The following is a 19,816-nucleotide window of genomic DNA, read 5'->3' as shown; positions in this document are numbered from 1 at the left end:
ATTAATGCCCCTTACGGGGCTGCGCTTCGCGCTGGTGAGGTAGAGAAAAAGCGGGTTCAAAACCAACCTTCTTTTTACCCCACCAGCTCCGCAGGGGCGTGAGCGAAGCGAACAATATTACTTCAACAATGCCAAGTTAATTTTATTAATAACTAAAAATAAATGTTCTATATCGTCTAAGTTTTTATTTTTAGCCAGATAAATTTTACGCCCCGTATCTTTAAAGGCGTGACCTGTTATCTGGTCAATATGTGTTGTATTTATATTTTCATATTTGCTTGCGCGTGTTTCGAATGAATGGCGGAAAGAGTGAAACGTTAAATTATCTTCTAACGCTTCTGGGATAATCTTTTTTATGGTTTTATTTACTTCTTTACCAAGTGTATCCTTAGTGAAATACTTGTAATCTTCATTCCTGCAAGTACGAAACAACGATAAATCTAACTTAAACCACTTAGGGAAATCACCAAGCGGAATAAGGCGTTCACTTGCTGAATTTTTTACCGCACCATGAATATAAATACCTTTGGGTGCGCCATTTGCATCACATAAAAAATCTTCCTTAGCTAAATCTTGTAGTTCAGCTATACGCGCTCCTGTAAACATACCTAATACAATTAGTTGTTGAACCAGACTTTCACCATCATCACCATAAGTCCTTCTCTTACTGTTGTTGCAACTAAATCCCGCATGAATTAAATCAAGGATTCTATGACACTGTTCATTCGTGAAAGTCCCTCTCTTGTCATTATCTGAACGTTTATCTTTAAATTTAATATCTATTGCTCTATTCTCATTTATTATCCCTTTTACTTGCAGCCATTTAAAAAACGCAATTATTTTACTAAGTCTAAGATTTACCGTTGCTTTTAATGTATCTTCACTTTTACTTTTCCCTGCTTTTAATTTATCCTTGAAATATGTTTCTCGCATTTCAATAAAATCACCATGCGTCATTGAAGCTAAGTTTTTATCTATTAAATAAAATGATAATTCATTATAAGTTGTTTGATTTGTTTCTTCCGTACCTTTTGTCCATTCACCAGAGCTAATTTTTTCTTTTTGATATTTAGGAAACCAGTCCTTAAAAAATATCGCGTTATCTGTTTTCGCTTGATTAATAACGATAGTTTGCAATAAATCCCGCATGGTTATTTCTTCAGATTTTTCACAATCAATAAGACTGAATATTAATTGTTTAATCTTGAATCGATATTCAGATATACTTTCTGCTTTTAGTTGTCGTTGCAAATTAAAACCAATTTTTACCATTTTTAACATTTTTTGAGCGGTCATTAAATCTGTACATCTTTTCAACGAAACTATCACATCACTGTATTTTTTAGAGTGAATTTTCAGAATTTGCGAAGGAAGTTGTACCCTGACGCTGTAAGTGTTTCCACGGCGTTTAAGTGATGGATTTGGAAGGGGAAATTTAGGTACAATTTTAGGTACATCGTTTTTCCGCATCTTTTCGCAGCCCTTTGATTTTTAATCTTTTTGACTGCACCCATTGCATACCGACGTAATTCACGGAAGAATGCGCACGACGGTTTATTAAACACAGTGGATTGATATGAAGGTACTGGTTACCGGCGCCACCAGCGGCTTAGGTCGAAACGCGGTTGAATTTTTGCGCAATAAAGGCATCAGCGTCAGAGCGACGGGTCGCAATGAAGCGATGGGCAAGCTGCTTGAAAAAATGGGCGCGGAGTTCGTCCATGCGGATTTAACCGAACTGGTCTCCTCGCAGGCTAAAGTGATGCTCGCCGGGATCGACACGTTGTGGCACTGCTCCAGCTTTACCTCGCCCTGGGGAACCCAACAAGCTTTCGATCTGGCGAATGTTCGCGCCACCCGCCGCCTGGGAGAATGGGCGGTCGCCTGGGGCGTGCGCAATTTTATTCATATCTCCTCTCCCTCACTCTATTTTGATTACCACCATCACCGTGATATCAAAGAAGATTTCCGTCCGCATCGGTTTGCCAATGAGTTCGCCCGCAGTAAAGCCGCCGGTGAAGAGGTGATTAATCTGCTGGCGCAGGCTAATCCGCAAACACGTTTTACGGTGTTGCGTCCGCAAAGCCTGTTTGGCCCGCACGATAAAGTATTTATCCCACGTCTGGCGCATATGATGCACCATTACGGTAGCGTCTTATTACCGCACGGGGGCAGCGCGCTGGTCGATATGACCTACTATGAAAATGCGATCCACGCCATGTGGCTGGCCAGCCAGCCGGGCTGCGATCATCTGCCTTCTGGCCGCGCTTATAACATCACTAACGGCGAAAACCGCACCTTACGCAGCATCGTACAAAAGTTAATAGATGAACTGACTATCGACTGCCGCATTCGCTCTGTGCCTTACCCGATGCTGGATATGATCGCCCGCAGTATGGAGCGCTTCGGCAAAAAATCCGCCAAAGAGCCCCCGCTAACGCATTACGGCGTGTCAAAACTGAATTTTGATTTTACGCTCGATACGACTCGCGCGCAGGAAGAGCTGGGCTACCAGCCCATCGTCACGCTGGACGAAGGCATTGAACGCACCGCCGCCTGGCTACGCGATCACGGAAATTTACCGCGTTAATCCTGGCCGTACTTCTCCAGTAATGCTTCGGCAATCGCCTGCGTTTCGGCATCTGCGATACCGTTCCATTGCGCCGGACGGAAGTGCATCTGGAACGCCATAATCACCCGCTGCTGCTCGCGTGTCGTCATATCGGCTTTGACTTCATAACCATAGCGCGAGAGTAACGCAAGCACCGTTGCGGTATCGACTGGCGTATACGGCGCGCGTCCAGCCAGATAAAACGCCACACGCTGGGCGTCAGGCCAGGCGCCAATCCCCTGCGCCGCCAGCTCGCGCCACGGGAAGCGCGGGCCGGGATCGTCTTTACGCTGCGGCGCGATATCCGCATGGGCCACCACATTCTGCGGTTTGATGTCATAGCGCGCGATAATGTCCTTCGCTAACGGAATCAATGCCTGAATTTGCGCGGATTCAAACGGCGCGAAAGATTTCACCCCGCCGGACATTCGCCAGCCGCGATTTTCCAGCTCAATGCCAATAGACGTATCATTGAGACGCGTGGCGCCTCGCCAGAAACTGGCGCCCGCATGCCAGGCCTGATCCTGTTCCGGCACCAGTTGCCAGATGCGCGGTTTACCGCCATATAATGGCGGGGTTGCGGGAATCAGGTAATGCGAACTGACGTTGCGACCCGTTAACGTCGCCAGCGAAACGTCAAAGTTTTCCGCCGTATAGTGAATCACCAGAACTTTAATGCGCGGATAGGCCGCCTGCGCCCGATGTCGGGTATCAAGCTGATATCCCTCTTTATCGATAATTCCTTTTTCGCTCGCGCAGCCTGTTAACAGCAACGCGAGACCCACCAGCCACAGTAGCGCTCTCATCGGCGCGTTTTCACCGCCGTTCCGCTGACGCTGACCATCAGCATACTGCCATCCTTGCCGACAGTTTCGTAATCAATATCGATGCCTACCACCGCATCGGCGCCCAACGCTTTAGCCTGCTCGCCAAGTTCCTGGAAAGCGATTTCACGCGCTTTACGCAGCTCTTTCTCATACGCGCCGGAACGTCCGCCGACGATATCCCGAATGCCGGCGAAAAAATCGCGGAAAATATTGGCGCCTAAAATGGCTTCGCCCGTCACCACACCGCAATACTCCACGATGCTTTGTCCTTCCAGCGTTGGGGTTGTTGAAAACTGCATAGTGAATCTCCCGGGTTAGCTAAGCACACGATCTCAAACGCATTATCAAGCTGATACGCTATCATTGAAAGGATATAATTGATTATCGTAGATCGGTTTTTGCTCGATCGCCTATAAGGAAATCATCATGCGCTATTCTAAACTCTCTTTGCTCATCCCGTGCGCGCTTCTGCTTAGCGCCTGTACGACCGTCACTCCCGCCTACAAAGATAATGGCCCGCGTATCGGCGCGTGTGTGGAAGGCGGCCCGGACAGCGTGGCTCAACAATTTTACGACTACCGTATTCAACACCACAGCAATGATATCGCCGCGCTTCGCCCCTACTTGAGTGATAACCTGGCGAAATTGTTGACCGACGCCAGCCGCGATACGGAGCACCGCCAGTTGATGAGCGGCGATCTGTTCTCCAGCCGCGCTACGCTGCCGGATAGCGCCAACGTCGCCAGCGCATCAACCATTCCGAACCGAGATGCGCGCAACATTCCTCTGCGGGTGGCGTTAAAACAGGGCGATCAAAGCTGGCAGGATGAAGTGCTTATGATTCACGAAGGCTCATGCTGGGTGATTGACGACGTTCGCTATCTGGGCGGAGATGTCCATGCCCCTGCCGGTACGCTGCGCCAGTCGATAGAAAACCGTTAACAGCCAGTATTCCCCGCTTTTGCACCCATAACCCCGTAAATTGTCTGGCATTCTGCCCGGGATGCCGACAATTCTTCTTACCTACTATTCCTCCTGCTATTTTGTGCTATGTTTAGGGAAGAATGTGGGATATATTTAACTTTTAACGCATAAATATTGCATAACTATTCTGCGAAAGGTACTATCTGCGGCTTCAATAGCTATCAGACTGCCTGTATACGAGTGTCAATGAGTATTCAATTAAACGGCATTAATTGCTTTTACGGCGCGCATCAGGCGCTGTTCGATATCACGCTGGATTGCCCCGAAGGCGAAACGCTGGTGTTGCTTGGCCCAAGCGGGGCGGGTAAAAGTTCGCTGCTGCGTGTACTCAATCTGCTTGAGATGCCGCGCTCCGGCACTCTGACTATCGCCGGGAACCATTTTGATTTTACGAAAACGCCGTCCGATAAGGCGATTCGTGAGCTACGTCAAAATGTCGGAATGGTCTTTCAGCAATATAATCTTTGGCCGCATCTCACCGTTGTGCAGAATCTGATTGAAGCGCCCTGCCGCGTACTGGGTCTGACAAAAGATCAGGCGCTGGCGCGCGCAGAAAAGCTGCTGGAGCGTCTACGTCTGAAGCCATATAGCGATCGTTATCCGTTGCACCTTTCCGGCGGTCAGCAGCAGCGCGTCGCGATTGCCCGCGCGCTGATGATGGAGCCGCAGGTGCTGCTGTTTGATGAACCGACCGCCGCGCTGGACCCGGAAATTACCGCTCAAATCGTCAGTATTATTCATGAGCTGGCGGAAACGAACATTACTCAGGTGATCGTTACGCATGAAGTCGAAGTGGCGCGTAAGACCGCCAGTCGTGTGATTTATATGGAAAATGGTCACATCGTCGAGCACGGTGATGCGGGTTGCTTTGCCCACCCTCAGACCGAAGCGTTCAAAAACTATCTCTCTCACTAAGATTCGGGACAATGACAATGAAAAAAGTTCTGATTGCCGCGCTAATTGCAGGCTTTAGCCTTTCCGCTACAGCAGCCCAGACCATTCGTTTTGCGACCGAAGCGTCCTATCCGCCGTTCGAATCGATGGATGCTAATAACAAGATTGTCGGCTTTGACGTCGACCTGGCCAACGCGCTATGTAAAGAGATCGACGCCTCCTGTACCTTTACCAATCAGGCGTTCGACAGCCTGATCCCCAGCCTGAAATTCCGCCGCTTCGACGCTGTAATGGCGGGAATGGATATCACGCCGGAACGTGAAAAGCAGGTGCTGTTTACCACGCCATATTACGACAACTCCGCGCTGTTCGTGGGTCAGCAGGGCAAATACACCAGCGTCGATCAACTGAAAGGCAAGAAAGTCGGCGTACAGAACGGTACGACGCACCAGAAATTCATCATGGATAAGCATCCGGAAATCACCACCGTACCGTATGACAGCTATCAGAACGCGAAGCTGGATCTACAAAATGGCCGTATCGACGCTGTTTTCGGCGACACGGCGGTCGTGACCGAATGGCTGAAAGCCAATCCTAAGCTGGCACCGGTCGGCGATAAAGTCACCGATAAAGATTATTTCGGCACCGGCCTGGGTATCGCGGTACGTCAGGGCAACACCGAGCTGCAGCAGAAATTCAATACTGCGCTGGAAAAAGTGAAGAAAGATGGGACTTACGAGACCATCTATAACAAATGGTTCCAGAAGTAATCTTTGATGAACGAATTTTTTCCTTTAGCAAGCGCCGCCGGGATGACCGTCGGCCTTGCCGTCTGCGCGCTGATCATTGGCCTCGCGTTAGCCATGTTCTTTGCCGTCTGGGAGTCCGTAAAATGGCGCCCGATTGCCTGGATAGGCTCCGCGCTGGTCACTATTTTACGCGGCCTGCCGGAAATTCTGGTGGTGCTGTTTATCTATTTCGGCTCCTCGCAACTCCTGCTTACGCTGTCTGACGGGTTTACCCTCCATCTCGGCTTTACGCAGATCCCGGTGCAAATGGAGATTGAGAACTTTGACGTCAGTCCGTTCCTGTGCGGCGTGATTGCGTTGTCCCTGCTGTATGCGGCCTATGCGTCGCAGACGCTACGCGGCGCGCTGAAAGCCGTTCCGTCTGGTCAGTGGGAGTCGGGTCAGGCACTGGGATTATCAAAGACGGCGATTTTTTTCCGTCTGGTGATGCCGCAGATGTGGCGTCACGCCCTGCCAGGGCTGGGTAATCAGTGGCTGGTGTTGCTAAAAGATACGGCTCTGGTCAGCCTTATCAGCGTTAACGATCTGATGTTACAGACCAAAAGTATTGCCACACGCACCCAGGAACCGTTTAACTGGTACATTATTGCGGCGGCTATTTACCTGGTCATTACGCTGATCAGTCAGTACATTCTCAAACGCATAGACCTGCGCGCGACACGTTTTGAGCGGAGGCCAGACTAATGCTTGAGTACTTACCTGAACTGCTAAAAGGGCTACACACCAGCCTGACGCTGACCGTGGCTTCTATTGCCGTCGCTTTGGTGCTGGCGTTAGTTTTTACCATTATCCTGACGCTAAAAACGCCGTTCGTGGTGTGGCTGGTGCGCGGCTATATCACGTTGTTTACCGGTACGCCGTTGTTGGTGCAAATTTTCCTGATCTACTACGGACCCGGTCAATTCCCGACACTGCAAGAGTATCCGCTACTCTGGCATCTACTGTCTGAACCGTGGCTGTGCGCACTGATCGCGTTGTCGCTAAACAGCGCCGCTTATACCACGCAGCTATTTTATGGCGCGATTCGCGCGATTCCGGAAGGTCAGTGGCAGTCCTGCGGCGCGCTGGGGATGAGTAAGAAAGATACGCTGGCGATTTTGTTGCCCTATGCGTTTAAACGCGCCCTCTCCTCCTATTCTAATGAGGTAGTACTGGTCTTCAAAAGTACCTCTCTGGCCTATACCATCACCTTGATGGAGGTCATGGGGTACAGTCAGTTGCTCTATGGTCGTACCTACGATGTGATGGTATTTGGTGCGGCAGGCGTAATTTATCTGGTCGTCAACGGTCTATTGACGCTGATGATGCGTTTGATTGAGCGTAAAGCCCTGGCGTTTGAGCGGCGCAATTAACCAGGCAGGATAAGGCATTCTCGCCGCCGTTCGACAATGGTCAGATGGCGCTGCGCTTATCAAGCCTACGATGCATAATATTGAATAAACCCGACGGACAAGTGGTTAACTTGTCCGTCTTTTTTTATCCATTTTAAAATATTTAATCATTTTTATTGCATACAAATTCAATTAATGGCATTGTAAATCTATGCCGCAGACACGGCGCATAATCATAAGATTACGGGAGTGACATCATGAAAAAGTTAGTTCTGGCCGCATTACTCGCCTCTTTCGCCACTGGCAGCATCGCCGCTGAAAAAATCAATTTCGGGGTTTCCGCCACCTATCCCCCGTTTGAATCCCTGGATGCGAGTAATAAAATTGTGGGCTTCGATATCGATCTGGCAACCGCATTATGCAAGCAAATGCAGGCAGAATGTACTTTTACCAATCATGCTTTCGATAGTCTTATCCCGGCGCTGAAATTCAGAAAATATGATGCCGTCATTTCCGGAATGGACATTACCCCGGAGCGCAGTAAGCAGGTCGCCTTTAGCAATCCCTATTATGCGAACTCCGCGCTGGTGATTGCCAAAAAAGACACCTATAAAACCTTTACCGATCTAAAAGGTAAGCGTATCGGTATGGAAAATGGCACCACGCATCAAAAATATCTCCAGGATAAACATCCGGAGGTCAAAACCGTGGCCTACGACAGCTACCAGAATGCGATTATCGACCTGAAAAATGGCCGTATTGACGGCGTCTTTGGCGATACCGCAGTGGTCAATGAGTGGCTGAAAACGAATCCGCAACTGGGTCCGGCAACAGAGAAAGTGACCGATCCGCAATACTTCGGTACCGGACTTGGCATCGCGGTGCGCCCGGACAATAAGGCGTTGCTGGAAAAACTGAATGATGCGCTGGCCGCCATTAAAGCGGACGGCACTTATCAGAAAATCAGCGATCAGTGGTTCCCGCAGTAAGACGTATGTGATTAGCCCACCGTGTTGCGAAATGGCAGTATAAATACCTTATTCAGACCACGAAATCATCCTGGCCTGATAAGCGCAACGCCATTGAGCATTCTACAGTTTGTCATCAGTCTCAAACGCCTGCATCAACAGGCGATTCGGACTAATACTTGCCGGGTGACGCTGACGCGTACCCGGCTTATAACATTGTTACGTTTTTAGATAACATCCAGACCCAGACGGCGATACTGCTCCGCCGGAGCATCATTTTCTTTCATCAAACGGATAAGTAAGTTGATCATCCTTGCTTCGATGGCCTCATCATGAATAGGATGTTGCTGCTGCGGATCGTCTCTGAGATCAAACAAGAGATGACCAAAGCTATTCACACCTTTATATTTTTCCCTGGCCGGAATACGTAATACCTGAAGCCCTTTAGTGAATTTAAACGGAGGCGCCAGAGATAATTTTCCCAGTTCATCCACGTCATAACGCGCATTCATCTTGATCGGCATTAACGTGTAGTTCGCAATGTCATGCTCACGCCCCGGCTGCGCGGCCCGCATATAAACATACCGTCCGTCGGTAACATTAACATGTCCGCTAAACACGCCAAACAGCGCGCCTTCCCTGACGGGTTCATCACTGGCAATGACTTTCGCCAGCGGTTGGCCCTGCATATCTGCGGGAATAGGTTGTTGAAAATAATCCAGTAGCGTTGGCGCCCAGTCAATCATCTGCACCAGCGACTGCCGTCGCGCTCCGCATACCGCGCTGCGCGGGTCCCAGATAAACAGCGGGTTATTCGCCACCTCGTTATAATAGGGCATTTGATTTTTAGCCCACCAACCGTGCTCCCCCAGCAAGAAGCCGTGATCGGTACCGACAATCAGCATCGTATCGCGCCAGAGATCGTGTTCACCCATCAGATCAAGGATACGTCCAAGATTGCGGTCGCACATGGAAACCAGGGCCCGATAACGACAGCGAATATGCGCTATCGCCTCCTCGCTTTCACTGACTTTGCCGCGCGGCCAGTCATAATGCGGGCCTTGCCACTCATCGTCATAGAGCGATAAATATTCCTCGGTGGTATAAAACGGTTCATGCGGATCGAACGTCTCAACCTGCAATAACCAGTTATCTTCGGCATGATTTTTATGGATAAAATCGCACCCGGCGTCAAAAACTTTCGTCTGGGGAAAATCGGCTTCCTGCTGGATGTATTCGCGGTTCGCCCAGTCATGACGCCATAGCCCGGAAACGCCGCCTCCGGTTTGTTTTTGTGGAACGCGCAGTACTTCCGGAATGGGCGGCTCGCCAACACTTGCCTTCCAGTGATCGCCCTCCTGACCGCGTACTACGTCCCAGGAGCTATAGCGGTTATGGTAGTTACCGCCGCCGTCTTCCCAGTAATGCAAATGATCGCTGATAAGATGGGTGTAGATCCCCGCTTTTTTCAATAATTCCGGCATGGAATCATTAAAGGGTTCCAGCGGCCCCCACTCACGATGCAGGAAATTATAGCGCCCGGTGTGCAGTTCCCGACGGGCTGGCATACAGGGCATACTGCCGACATAACTATTGTCAAAGGTGGCGGCATGTGCCGCCAGGCGTTGAAAGTTAGGCGCTTTCGTTAGCAAATCGCCATAGGGCGGCAAATAGTTTTTATTCAGACTGTCAAACAGCAGAATAATCGCTTTCATGACTCAGCCTCATTTGTTGAGCAGGTGCGGAAAATTTTTCTCTACCACATCGTAAATCTGTTTACCTATTGATTCGCCATCCATGATATTTTCAATGGGAATGAGATATTGTCCGTGTTTAGGATCGAGGCTAACGACATCAAGCAATTTTTTTGAAATCGCATAAATATCTGCCCAGTCGGTAAATCCACCGACCTCTCCCGCTGCCGTATGCTCCATATCAAAAGAGAAGTCATATTTTGCTAACGCTTTTTTAACCACAGTCTGTAACATTACGCTACTGCCTACACCATAACCGCATACGAATAAAATATTTACAGAATCTTTCATAATAAAATCCTTTATATAAACCGAATCAATTAAATGGAATAAGGACCAAGATGGAACGTTGAAGCAATAAATTTCAGTAATTCACAAATCGCAGGCCACAGAGTCGCCCAGTCAAATATTCCCGTCCAGCCCACACCTTCTTTTGCCAGCCCGGTTAAAGGAATGGCCCATACCGTACCGAAAGTCTGAATAATCCCTAACAGGAAAGTACAAATAATAACGGAACGATATCCCCCCATTCGGTTGGCTAATACGCCGATGGGACCGCCGGAAAAGAAGAGCGGAACAAAACCAGGCAATACCATAATAGGGCTATGGATGAGCAGCAGAATGCCCATGGAAAAAATCGTGCCGAAGGTACAAAAGACGAATCCCAGCGTGGCCGCGTTCGGCGAAAAAGGTAATAAAGCAGCAACATCCACAGCCGGTATAGCGTTAGGAATAAAGCGATCCTGCCATCCTTTAAACGAACCGTTAATTTCGCCTACCATCATCCGCACGCCCTGCAGCAAGATGACCATATACATAGAGAATTGCAGGCCCAGATTGATGATATAGATATACCAGGGTTTGCCTTTCGCCATTAACTGTACGTTATCGATTCCTGTCGCCAATAAAAAACCGCCAACGAAGAGCGTCATCACAATGGCGATTGCCGTCACGTTGTGGTTAAAAATGGCTAACCAACCGGGAAGTTTCAGGTTTTCGGCGTCATGCTTTTCCGGATCGCCGAATTTATGCGCGAATTTCGAGAAAAACCACAGTCCCAACATCTGGTTATGCGCGATGGTAAAACCGGCGTTATTGGTCACTTTGGCGATGGGTTTAACAATAAGCGTGGTTGAAAACGCCCAAAAGACCCCGGTCAATACCCCGGCAATCACAATGGATTGTACCCAACCGAACCCCAGCCAGAAGACAATTAACCACAGTACCGCCTGTGAATGTGAGACCCCGGTATTACCGGTAAGAAATATACCTTTTGCGCCAGTATAACGACCAAATAAAACTAATATCAGGTTAGTAAAAAACGCCAGTACAAAAACGTATCCTACATAGCCAAAATTATCGCCCAGCGCTATTTGCGTCGCGGCTTTCATGGCGTATGAATCCATTAAGTATCCATGCACGCCATAAGCCTTGCTGACTGCCTCTGCAACCGGTTTAAAAGTGGCTGAAAATTGAAAGCCGCCAAATAACACCATCATCAAACCGACCATCGCGCTGATCATACCGGTGATAATTTTTATAGGCGTCTTTTTATCCAGCGCATAGCCAACACCGACTAATATCCCAATTAATATCGCCGGTTCAGTTAAAAACGTTTGAATAACATCTATAAATTTGGCAAACATCGTCTGAACGCCCTCCATAAGCGTGCCTATTCGTTGTCATGATTGACCCCTTTACTGACGTTACGTATTGCTTCGCTGATGCTATTGAAATTTACCCGATAAACCACCTTGTCTAATTTTGCCTTACACGCACTGTAATAATCAAAATTAGTCATTAAAAGATTTAAAGTGATTATTTGTGATTTGATTTGCAAAAATAGGATAATATATAACCATGATCGATCGGAGTTTTTTATCGATCGATCATGGTTATTATTATTTATGGATAATTAGACAGTTAATATAGATATTTTGTATGTCTGGCTTTTGGCGCTACAGCCTGCAAAGCAATGTTAACACTTCATAATGCGCGGTATGCGGGAACATATCGAAAAGCTGAACACGTTGAATACGGTAGTTCGGCAGATGGCGAATATCCTGCGCCATCGTCTGCGCGTTACAGCTTGAATAAATAATAAAACGCGGCGCCATTTGTGCAAGGTAATCGCACAACGGCTTGCCAATGCCACGGCGGGGAGGATTCACCAACACCAGGTCGGGCGTTTCGCCTTGTGCGGTGGCGAATTGGGTGGAATCCAACGCCTGGAAATGAAGGCGGGTCAATCCCAGCTCGGCAGCGGATTGCTTCGCGCAGGCAATCGCCTCCGGCGCGATCTCAATACCGGTTAATTGCATCTGCGGCGTCGCGCAGTGCAGGCCGAATCCGCCCACTCCGCAAAAAAGATCCCACATATGGCGTACCGGCAGTTGCCCTACCCAATCGCGCGCCGTTGCATATAATCGGCTGGCGACCGTAGGGTTGGTCTGAAAGAAACTTTGCGGACGAATCCACAGCGGCACATCGTTAAAACGTTCCGCCAGCGCCTGCTGATCCGTCAGATAGATTTCCGTCTCCCCTTCCATAATCGCCATATGTACCGGCTGAATATTTGCGGTGATCACCCTGAGCTGCGGCAGTTGCGCACGCAGCCACGGTAACGCTGCGCGAAGTTGCGTAAGTTTGGTTTCTGAACGCAACACGAAGCGTAGCATCATGCCGCCATCGAACTGACTTTCCGTCAGCAACAGGTATTTCAGTTCGCCACGTTTTCGCGCCACGTTATAAGGCGTGAGTCCGGCACGGGCAATAAAAGGTTTTAGCGCGCTGAATACGGGGGCAAAGGAGGCGGGATACAGCGGGCAGCCGCAAAGATCGACTGGCGTACCGTCGCGATGCAGCATCCCGAAGAGCGGTTTTTCTACACTACCGCTCACGACCATTTTCGCTTTGTTGCGGAAATGCTGTTCCGGGCCGCCAATCGACGCGCACCACTGTTCAACAGGCAGCCCGGTCAGCAAACGATGTAAATCGGCTGTTTTTGCGGAAAGTTGTTCATTAACCGACTGCGTAATCCATTGACAGGAACGGCAGCGACCCGCGTCATAGAGTGCGCACTGCATACCAAAAAACCTTCATATTATCCGGGGCGACGATTATACACATTATTGCAGCCGGAAGAACCGACGGCTGGGAGCGGGAATAAACAGCAGAAACAGAATTAAAAGATCGGGGAGTTTTTGCATGACCAGGGAATGCAGGATATCACGCTTCGATTCTCCCGCGATGCTAAACAACTCCGGATACCCGTAGCCTAACGACGCCGCCCACAGATATCCGCTCACAATAATTTGTGTCGCCAGGTACACCCAGCGCGCCCAGCTACGGCCTTTCACCAGCGAAAACGCACAATAAATTTCAACAAAGACCAGCACTAAGCTTGCCAGAAAGACAAGGGTTAAGCTCCACGTCTGTACACTGCGATGAATAAACTCGCCCATCCCGCGTATGCCGAGGGTATTCATAATCATCAGCACATCGAGACCGCGAATCAAAATAATCGCCATAGCCGCAACCTGCACCAGCGTAGGCACATTTAAACGGGCATGTGATGAGGTTGATTGCTTTATAAATCCCAATGAATGTCTTCCCTGAAAATGATGCCGCGACCCGCGCGGCAACGCATTGCCATAGTGGAAGATTTTAGTGGCTTCAGCCGCGTCTTGCACGCTGGATATCGCGAATCCGCTGTTTTTCCGCTCGCGCCATCAGGTACCAGGCAATAAATCCGACGATTCCTACCACGCCGAGGATTAACGTCGCCAGCGCGTTGATTTCCGGGTTCACGCCCATGCGCACGCTGGAGAAAACTAGCATCGGTAGCGTGGTGGCGCCGGGACCGGAAACGAAGCTGGCAATCACCAGATCGTCAAGGGAAAGCGTAAAGGCCAACAGCCAGCCCGAGATCACCGCTGGCATGATCATCGGTAACGTAATGACAAAAAAGACCTTCAACGGCGCCGCGCCAAGATCCATCGCCGCCTCTTCAATCGAACGATCCAGTTCGCGTAATCGCGAAGCGATCACCACTGCCACATAGGCGGTACAGAAAGTGACGTGCGCCAACCAGATGGTCAGCATCCCGCGATCGGAGGGCCAGCCGATAGCATGACCGAGCGCGACAAACAGCAGCAGCAGCGACAGCCCGGTAATCACATCCGGCATCACCAGCGGCGCGGTGATCATAAACGCAAAGCCGTTTGCGCCGCGAAACCGTCCAAATCGCACCATCACCACCGCGGCAATGGTACCGAGCACCACCGCCATCGTCGCCGCGCAGGCGGCAATTGTCAGGCTTAGGCCCACTGCGCTCATCATGGCGGTATCCCGAAAGAGCTCGCCATACCAGCGCGTCGACCATCCCGCCCACACCGTCACCAGCTTCGAACTGTTAAACGAGTAAATCACCAACATTAACATCGGCGCATAGAGAAAAGTAAACCCCAGCACCAGAATCAGAATGCGCCAGGGCGAGCGAACGACCGGTAAGTTATTCATCCGTGCTCCCCCACACTTTTTTGCTGATGTTTATGGAACCACATGATCGGTACTATCAGCAGCAGCAACATAATAATGGCGACCGCAGAAGCCACCGGCCAGTCGCGGTTATTGAAAAACTCCTGCCACAGAACGCGACCAATCATGATACTGTCCGGCCCGCCAAGCAGTTCCGGGATCACGAACTCGCCCACCGCCGGGATAAAAACCAGCATCGAGCCGGCGATGATTCCGCCTTTGGTGAGCGGTACAATGATGCTAAAAAACGTTTTCAGCGGTCGGGCGCCGAGATCCAGCGACGCTTCCACCAGCGAATAATCAATGCGCGTCAATGCGGTATAAATGGGCAGAACCATAAACGGCAGATAAGCATAAACAATGCCGATATAGACGGCCAGGTTAGTGTGCAGGATCGTCAGCGGCTGATCGATAACCCCTAGCCACAGCAACACATTGTTCAGCACGCCGTTGTTTTTCAAAATGCCCATCCAGGCATAGACGCGTATTAAAAAAGACGTCCACGAGGGCAGGATCACCAACAGCAGCAGGATATTGCGCGTGGAGGGCTTGCTGTGCGCCACCGCCCACGCCAGCGGGTAGCCCAACAGCAGGCAGCAGATGGTGGAAATACCGGCAATTTGTAACGATTGCAGATAGGCTTCGAAATAAAGCGGATCGTCGGTCAGTTGCAAAAAATTGCCGAGATTGAGCGTAATCGACAACTGACCGTCAGCCCATTCCAGCAGATCGGTATACGGCGGGATCGCCCTCGCCATTTCCGCCAGGCTTATCTTAAAGACGATAAGAAACGGCAGTAAAAACAGCAGAATGAGCCAGATATAAGGCAAAGCAATAACCAGCTTACGCCCATGTTTCATTTGCATCCGCGCCAACCATAGCGCCGCGCCGCCAGGTTTACTGATGCGTGCCGGAGGTTCAAGTGTGCTCATGTTTCCCCCTTATACCGTCAGGACCACGCAGCTATCCGCTTCCCAGCACAAACGCACTTCATCGCCCCAGGTCGGTAACCCTTTCCGGTAACGGTGCGCATTCTGCAGTTGAGCGCTGATCATCTGCCCGCTTTTTAGCCGCACATGATAAATAGACAGATCGCCGAGATACGCAATATGCGCCACTTCGCCGACGGCGAAATTATAGCCATCGGCAGGCGGCGACTCACACAGCATGATTTTTTCCGGACGTAGCGCCACATATACCGGCACATTATCAACGACAGAGGCATCTGCATCGACTTTTAACGGATGAACCAAACCGGGCGCGTCAATGACCAGACCGTCCTCTTCACGCGCTTTCAGTAAGCCCTCAAAAACATTTACCGATCCGATAAATTCGGCGCTGTAGCGGGTCGTCGGATGCTCGTAAATCTCCTCCGGTTCGCCAATTTGTACAAATTTTCCACGGTTCATGATGGCAATGCGCCCCGCCATCGTCATCGCTTCTTCCTGATCGTGCGTCACCATGACGCAGGTCACGCCGACGCGCTCAAGGATATCCACCACTTCAAGCTGCATCCGGTCGCGTAATTTTTTATCCAGCGCGCCCATCGGTTCATCCAACAAGAGCAGCTTAGGACGTTTCGCCAGGCTGCGCGCCAGGGCCACGCGCTGACGCTGACCGCCGGAAAGCTGATGCGGCTTACGTTTCGCAAACTCCTGCATGTGCACCAGACCCAGCATCTCATTGACGCGGCTGGTAATCTCCGCCTTTGGCAGTTTGTCCTGCTTCAGACCAAAAGCGATGTTCTGCTCTACCGTCATATGCGGAAACAACGCATAGGACTGAAACATCATATTAATCGGACGCTGATACGGCGGAACATGCGCCAGATCGACGCCGTCGAGCATAATTTGCCCGCTGCTCGGCGGTTCAAAACCTGCCAGCATCCGTAGCAGAGTCGATTTTCCACAACCTGACGCACCCAGCAGGGCAAAAATCTCGCCTTTATAGATAGTCAGACTGACATCATCGACAGCATGTTGCCCGTCGAATGACTTCGTCAGGTTGCGAATTTCCAGAAGCGGCGTCAGCGCTTTACGGGTTTTCACCTGCGGGCGGTGGGGGACATCATTCACAAGGCGCTCTCCGGCATAACACAATCAAACGATACAAACGGTGGAATGCCCGATAGCGCACGCTTATCAGGCCATACCGTTAATAAATTACTTACCGCTTTTCACCTTCGTCCATGCGCGGGTGCGGACGCGATCAATCTTCGGCTCCTGCACTTTCAGGGTAAACAACTTGGCCCGCACATCCGCCGGCGGATAAATTCCCGGGTTATCGCGCACCTGCTGGCTGACCAGCGCCGTCGCCTCTTTATTCGCATTGGCGTAGAAAACGTGATCGGAAATATGGGCAATCACATCAGGGCGCAGCAGATAATTAAGGAACTGGTAGGCCTCGTCTTTATTTTTGGCGTCAGCCGGCATGGCAAACACATCAAAAAACGCCATTGCCCCCTCTTTGGGAATCGAGAAAGAGATATTGACGCCATTTTTCGCCTCTTTCGCCCGGTTAGCGGCCTGCCAGACATCGCCCGCCCAGCCGATGGCCACACAGGTATCGCCATTAGCCAGATCGTTAATGTATTGCGAGGAGTGGAAATAGCGAATGTTTGGCCGTAGCTTCAACAACAGATCGGTTGCCGGGCCGGTGTAGTCATCCGCTTTGCTGCTATTCGGATCTTTACCCAGATAGTTCAGCACGGTGGCAAAAATTTCTTCAGGCGCATCAAGGAAAGAGACGCCGCAGCTTTTTAGCTTCTCCAGATTTTCTGGCTTGAGGACTAAATCCCAGCTATTCACTGGCGCATCATCCCCCAGCACCGCTTTCACTTTATCAACGTTATAGCCAATGCCCGTCGTGGCCCACATGTAGGGCATGGCGTATTTGTTGTCAGGATCGTGCTTCGCTACCAGTTTCAGCAGTTCAGGATCGAGGTTTTTCCAGCCGGGAAGTTTGCTTTTATCCAGCGGCTGAAAAACGCCCGCGGTGAGCTGGCGCTCAAGAAAACTGGCCGATGGCACCACCAGATCGAACCCGGTGCTGCCTGCCATTAACTTGCCTTCCAGCACTTCGTTAGAGTCAAAGACATCATAGATAACGTTAATCCCGGTCTCTTTTTCAAAGTTCGCCACCGTGTCCGGCGCGATATAATCTGACCAGTTATAAATGTGCAGCGTTTTTTGTTCGGCAGCGAGCGTGCCGACAGAGACGACCATCAAAGCACCCGCAACCAGACCCGATAGCCATTTTTTCTTTAAGGCGGTCATCATCGCTTTCCTTCTGAAATCCGTTAACAAATGAACCCATTAGGCGTGGTTTAAAACATGCCTGAAATGTGCATACCTTTTCATTTGATACAAATAAAGAAGAGAGGTCGCCCTCCCTGCCATCAAGCTCGCTATAGAAGCTTCGCAAGAATAACTTTAGCTAAGGTTTGAGGCTATAGCCCAGATTAAAAAACGCCTTTTATCAATTTTTTATGCAGGTTTTGTCTATGTGATAAAGCGAAATGGTCAGAAATGAGGTGAATAATTCTTTAAATAAAGGTTAACTGCAGCATAAAAAAACGTAAACAGCAGCCGCGCTGGCAGCGACTGCCTGATTATCGGGAGGGATCAGTGAAGAAAATGGTCAACCGCGCTGGTTTTTTGCGCGTCTTCTTCCGCGTTAAACAGAAGCTGATGCGCCCCGGCCTCAAGGATCACCATAGAAATCTGCTCTTCACTTTGGCGAACAAACCATTCGAACTGTTCGTAGGTGACGCCTTGCATAACGGATAAAGACTGGCACACAACCAGTTTTGGCAGATTATCATCCTGCATATCGAGAAAGGCTTTTACCGTCAACGAACTGGCGTTGATAGCAGAGAGATCGGCCGCCAGCGGCAGCAACGCGGAAGGCCTGACCTCCGCCATCGCGGAAAAAAGAATGGTGTTGTCCACCAAATCGATTTTAGCATCGTAGACGCCGTCAAAATTCTGCATATGCGGCAAATGCAGCGCCTGGCAGGTATCACATTCGAAGAAATTCATGCCCAGGTCGTCGAGCCATTGACGCAACGTATCCAGAGTGGGAACGACCAGTGATATCATAATAATGTGCTACCTCTTACGATGACGATGAAAAATTACCGGCACAGCTTACGCAAAAAGCGTGCTTCGTACTACGGCGGAATCCACGATTGCGATTAGCCGCCGATTTTAAGGCAAAATTCAGGCGTAGCGTGACGTTCTATCCACTGAATCATTCGCCCCGCGATATCCACGCCCGTAGTCTTTTCGATACCTTCCAGTCCCGGCGAGGCATTCACCTCCATCACCAGCGGCCCGCGCGCGGCGCGTAAAATATCGACACCCGCCACATCCAGCCCCAGCGTCTGTGCGGCTTTGATGGCGATATCCCGTTCACGGGGCGTGATCGTCGCGATGCTGGCCACCCCGCCGCGATGAAGATTGGAGCGAAAATCACCGGCTTTCGCGCACCGCTCAATCGCCGCCACAACCTCATTGCCGACGACCAGACAACGAATATCGCATCCTTTAGCTTCGGCAATGTATTCCTGAACCAAAATATGGGCATTCAGCCCCCGAAACGCATCAATAACGCTTTCAGCAGCCTGACGCGTCTCCGCCAATACCACGCCGATCCCTTGCGTGCCTTCTACCAGCTTCACGACCAGCGGCGCCCCGCCAACCATCTTAATAAGATCGCTGGTGTCATCCGGAGAATGGGCGATCCCGGTAATGGGAAGATCGATCCCCTGGCGCGCCAGAAGTTGTAGCGATCGCAGCTTATCGCGCGCGCGGGTAATGGCGACGGATTCATTCAGCGGATAGCTACCCAGTAGCTCAAACTGACGTAGCGCAGCGGTACCATAAAAGGTAATGGCCGAACCAATACGGGGAATAACGGCGTCATAATGGGGCAGACGACGCCCCTTGTAATGGATCGACGACGCAGCCGGATTAATATTCATATAGCAGGAAAGAGGATCGAGTATCTCGACCAGATGGCCGCGCCGCATCGCCGCTTCGCGCAGACGTTTGCAAGAATAGAGCGTTCCATCCCTGGACAATATGGCAATTTTCACC

The 19,816-nt window shown here is 50.3% G+C and carries 21 protein-coding genes; 7 read left to right on the top strand and 14 right to left on the bottom strand.

Annotation, left to right across the window (positions count from 1 at the left end; translation table 11 throughout):
- Nucleotides 1–117: 117 nt before the first annotated feature.
- Nucleotides 118–1,470 carry a site-specific integrase gene (locus tag J4645_RS03105; protein WP_077911111.1) on the bottom strand — a complete coding sequence of 451 codons (1,353 nt, stop codon included), beginning with the start codon at nucleotides 1,468–1,470 and terminating at the stop codon, nucleotides 118–120.
- Nucleotides 1,471–1,576: 106 nt separating this feature from the next.
- On the opposite strand from J4645_RS03105, the gene J4645_RS03100 reads away from it, so the two are divergent.
- The gene (locus J4645_RS03100; RefSeq protein WP_000866907.1) at nucleotides 1,577–2,590 is read left to right on the top strand and encodes an NAD(P)-dependent oxidoreductase; all 1,014 of its coding nucleotides are present in this window, start codon (nucleotides 1,577–1,579) and stop codon (nucleotides 2,588–2,590) included.
- Here the strand turns inward: J4645_RS03100 and J4645_RS03095 are convergent.
- Entirely contained in the window at nucleotides 2,587–3,417 is an 831-nt protein-coding gene (locus J4645_RS03095; protein ID WP_023215087.1) for an N-acetylmuramoyl-L-alanine amidase, read from the bottom strand. The two genes, J4645_RS03100 and J4645_RS03095, sit on opposite strands and share 4 nt — an antisense overlap.
- A complete protein-coding gene (locus J4645_RS03090) occupies nucleotides 3,414–3,737 on the bottom strand; it encodes a heavy metal-binding domain-containing protein (protein ID WP_001160725.1) in 324 nt (107 codons plus the stop codon). Before J4645_RS03090 ends, J4645_RS03095 begins: the two co-directional genes overlap by 4 nt.
- A gap of 127 nt (nucleotides 3,738–3,864) precedes the next feature.
- Between J4645_RS03090 and J4645_RS03085 the strand changes: the two genes are divergently transcribed.
- From J4645_RS03085 to artJ, 6 genes are all read left to right on the top strand, one after another.
- Nucleotides 3,865–4,380, top strand: coding sequence for a lipoprotein (locus tag J4645_RS03085; protein ID WP_001270724.1), 516 nt, complete (start codon nucleotides 3,865–3,867; stop codon nucleotides 4,378–4,380).
- Nucleotides 4,381–4,608: 228 nt separating this feature from the next.
- The gene (artP, locus tag J4645_RS03080; RefSeq protein WP_000027186.1) at nucleotides 4,609–5,337 is read left to right on the top strand and encodes an arginine ABC transporter ATP-binding protein ArtP; all 729 of its coding nucleotides are present in this window, start codon (nucleotides 4,609–4,611) and stop codon (nucleotides 5,335–5,337) included.
- Nucleotides 5,338–5,354: 17 nt separating this feature from the next.
- The gene (gene artI, locus J4645_RS03075) at nucleotides 5,355–6,086 is read left to right on the top strand and encodes an arginine ABC transporter substrate-binding protein ArtI (RefSeq protein WP_000756586.1); all 732 of its coding nucleotides are present in this window, start codon (nucleotides 5,355–5,357) and stop codon (nucleotides 6,084–6,086) included.
- Between the two features lie 6 nt (nucleotides 6,087–6,092).
- Nucleotides 6,093–6,809 (top strand): arginine ABC transporter permease ArtQ, encoded by a 717-nt coding sequence (gene artQ / locus J4645_RS03070; RefSeq protein WP_001001677.1) that lies wholly within the window; start codon nucleotides 6,093–6,095, stop codon nucleotides 6,807–6,809.
- A complete protein-coding gene (gene artM / locus J4645_RS03065; RefSeq protein ID WP_000895393.1) occupies nucleotides 6,809–7,477 on the top strand; it encodes an arginine ABC transporter permease ArtM in 669 nt (222 codons plus the stop codon). The genes artQ and artM overlap by 1 nt, the downstream gene beginning before the upstream one ends.
- A gap of 236 nt (nucleotides 7,478–7,713) precedes the next feature.
- The gene (gene artJ, locus J4645_RS03060) at nucleotides 7,714–8,445 is read left to right on the top strand and encodes an arginine ABC transporter substrate-binding protein ArtJ (RefSeq protein WP_000737537.1); all 732 of its coding nucleotides are present in this window, start codon (nucleotides 7,714–7,716) and stop codon (nucleotides 8,443–8,445) included.
- Between the two features lie 206 nt (nucleotides 8,446–8,651).
- Here artJ and J4645_RS03055 read toward each other — a convergent pair whose 3' ends face one another.
- From J4645_RS03055 to rimK, 11 genes are all read right to left on the bottom strand, one after another.
- Nucleotides 8,652–10,139, bottom strand: coding sequence for a sulfatase (locus J4645_RS03055; RefSeq protein ID WP_208208932.1), 1,488 nt, complete (start codon nucleotides 10,137–10,139; stop codon nucleotides 8,652–8,654).
- 9 nt (nucleotides 10,140–10,148) lie between these two features.
- Complete coding sequence (locus tag J4645_RS03050; protein WP_000655399.1) at nucleotides 10,149–10,469, bottom strand: PTS sugar transporter subunit IIB; 321 nt, start codon at nucleotides 10,467–10,469, stop codon at nucleotides 10,149–10,151.
- 29 nt (nucleotides 10,470–10,498) lie between these two features.
- Nucleotides 10,499–11,842: a PTS sugar transporter subunit IIC gene (locus J4645_RS03045; RefSeq protein WP_000399318.1), complete on the bottom strand. Its 1,344-nt coding sequence runs from the start codon at nucleotides 11,840–11,842 to the stop codon at nucleotides 10,499–10,501.
- A 294-nt stretch (nucleotides 11,843–12,136) separates the two neighbouring features.
- Nucleotides 12,137–13,264: a 23S rRNA (uracil(747)-C(5))-methyltransferase RlmC gene (gene rlmC / locus J4645_RS03040; RefSeq protein ID WP_001633252.1), complete on the bottom strand. Its 1,128-nt coding sequence runs from the start codon at nucleotides 13,262–13,264 to the stop codon at nucleotides 12,137–12,139.
- Nucleotides 13,265–13,306: 42 nt separating this feature from the next.
- Entirely contained in the window at nucleotides 13,307–13,780 is a 474-nt protein-coding gene (locus tag J4645_RS03035; protein WP_000505788.1) for a YbjO family protein, read from the bottom strand.
- Nucleotides 13,781–13,853: 73 nt separating this feature from the next.
- Complete coding sequence (potI, locus tag J4645_RS03030) at nucleotides 13,854–14,699, bottom strand: putrescine ABC transporter permease PotI (RefSeq protein WP_001061629.1); 846 nt, start codon at nucleotides 14,697–14,699, stop codon at nucleotides 13,854–13,856.
- Nucleotides 14,696–15,649: a putrescine ABC transporter permease PotH gene (gene potH, locus J4645_RS03025; protein WP_000105453.1), complete on the bottom strand. Its 954-nt coding sequence runs from the start codon at nucleotides 15,647–15,649 to the stop codon at nucleotides 14,696–14,698. Before potH ends, potI begins: the two co-directional genes overlap by 4 nt.
- Nucleotides 15,650–15,658: 9 nt before the next feature.
- Nucleotides 15,659–16,792, bottom strand: coding sequence for a putrescine ABC transporter ATP-binding subunit PotG (potG, locus tag J4645_RS03020; RefSeq protein ID WP_001000698.1), 1,134 nt, complete (start codon nucleotides 16,790–16,792; stop codon nucleotides 15,659–15,661).
- 87 nt (nucleotides 16,793–16,879) lie between these two features.
- The gene (gene potF, locus J4645_RS03015; protein WP_000125769.1) at nucleotides 16,880–17,992 is read right to left on the bottom strand and encodes a spermidine/putrescine ABC transporter substrate-binding protein PotF; all 1,113 of its coding nucleotides are present in this window, start codon (nucleotides 17,990–17,992) and stop codon (nucleotides 16,880–16,882) included.
- A gap of 348 nt (nucleotides 17,993–18,340) precedes the next feature.
- On the bottom strand, nucleotides 18,341–18,817 hold the full coding sequence (locus tag J4645_RS03010) for a YbjN domain-containing protein (RefSeq protein ID WP_000624810.1): 477 nt from the start codon (nucleotides 18,815–18,817) through the stop codon (nucleotides 18,341–18,343).
- A gap of 95 nt (nucleotides 18,818–18,912) precedes the next feature.
- Nucleotides 18,913–19,815 (bottom strand): 30S ribosomal protein S6--L-glutamate ligase, encoded by a 903-nt coding sequence (rimK, locus tag J4645_RS03005; RefSeq protein ID WP_000684366.1) that lies wholly within the window; start codon nucleotides 19,813–19,815, stop codon nucleotides 18,913–18,915.
- Nucleotide 19,816: the final 1 nt, after the last annotated feature.

It is taken from the genome of Salmonella sp. 32082101201600294FB01SM01 (assembly GCF_017572865.1).
Taxonomy (GTDB): Bacteria; Pseudomonadota; Gammaproteobacteria; order Enterobacterales; family Enterobacteriaceae; genus Salmonella; species Salmonella enterica.
The sequence above is the reverse complement of the archived record's forward strand: the minus strand, read 5'-3'. Positions and strand labels throughout refer to the sequence as shown.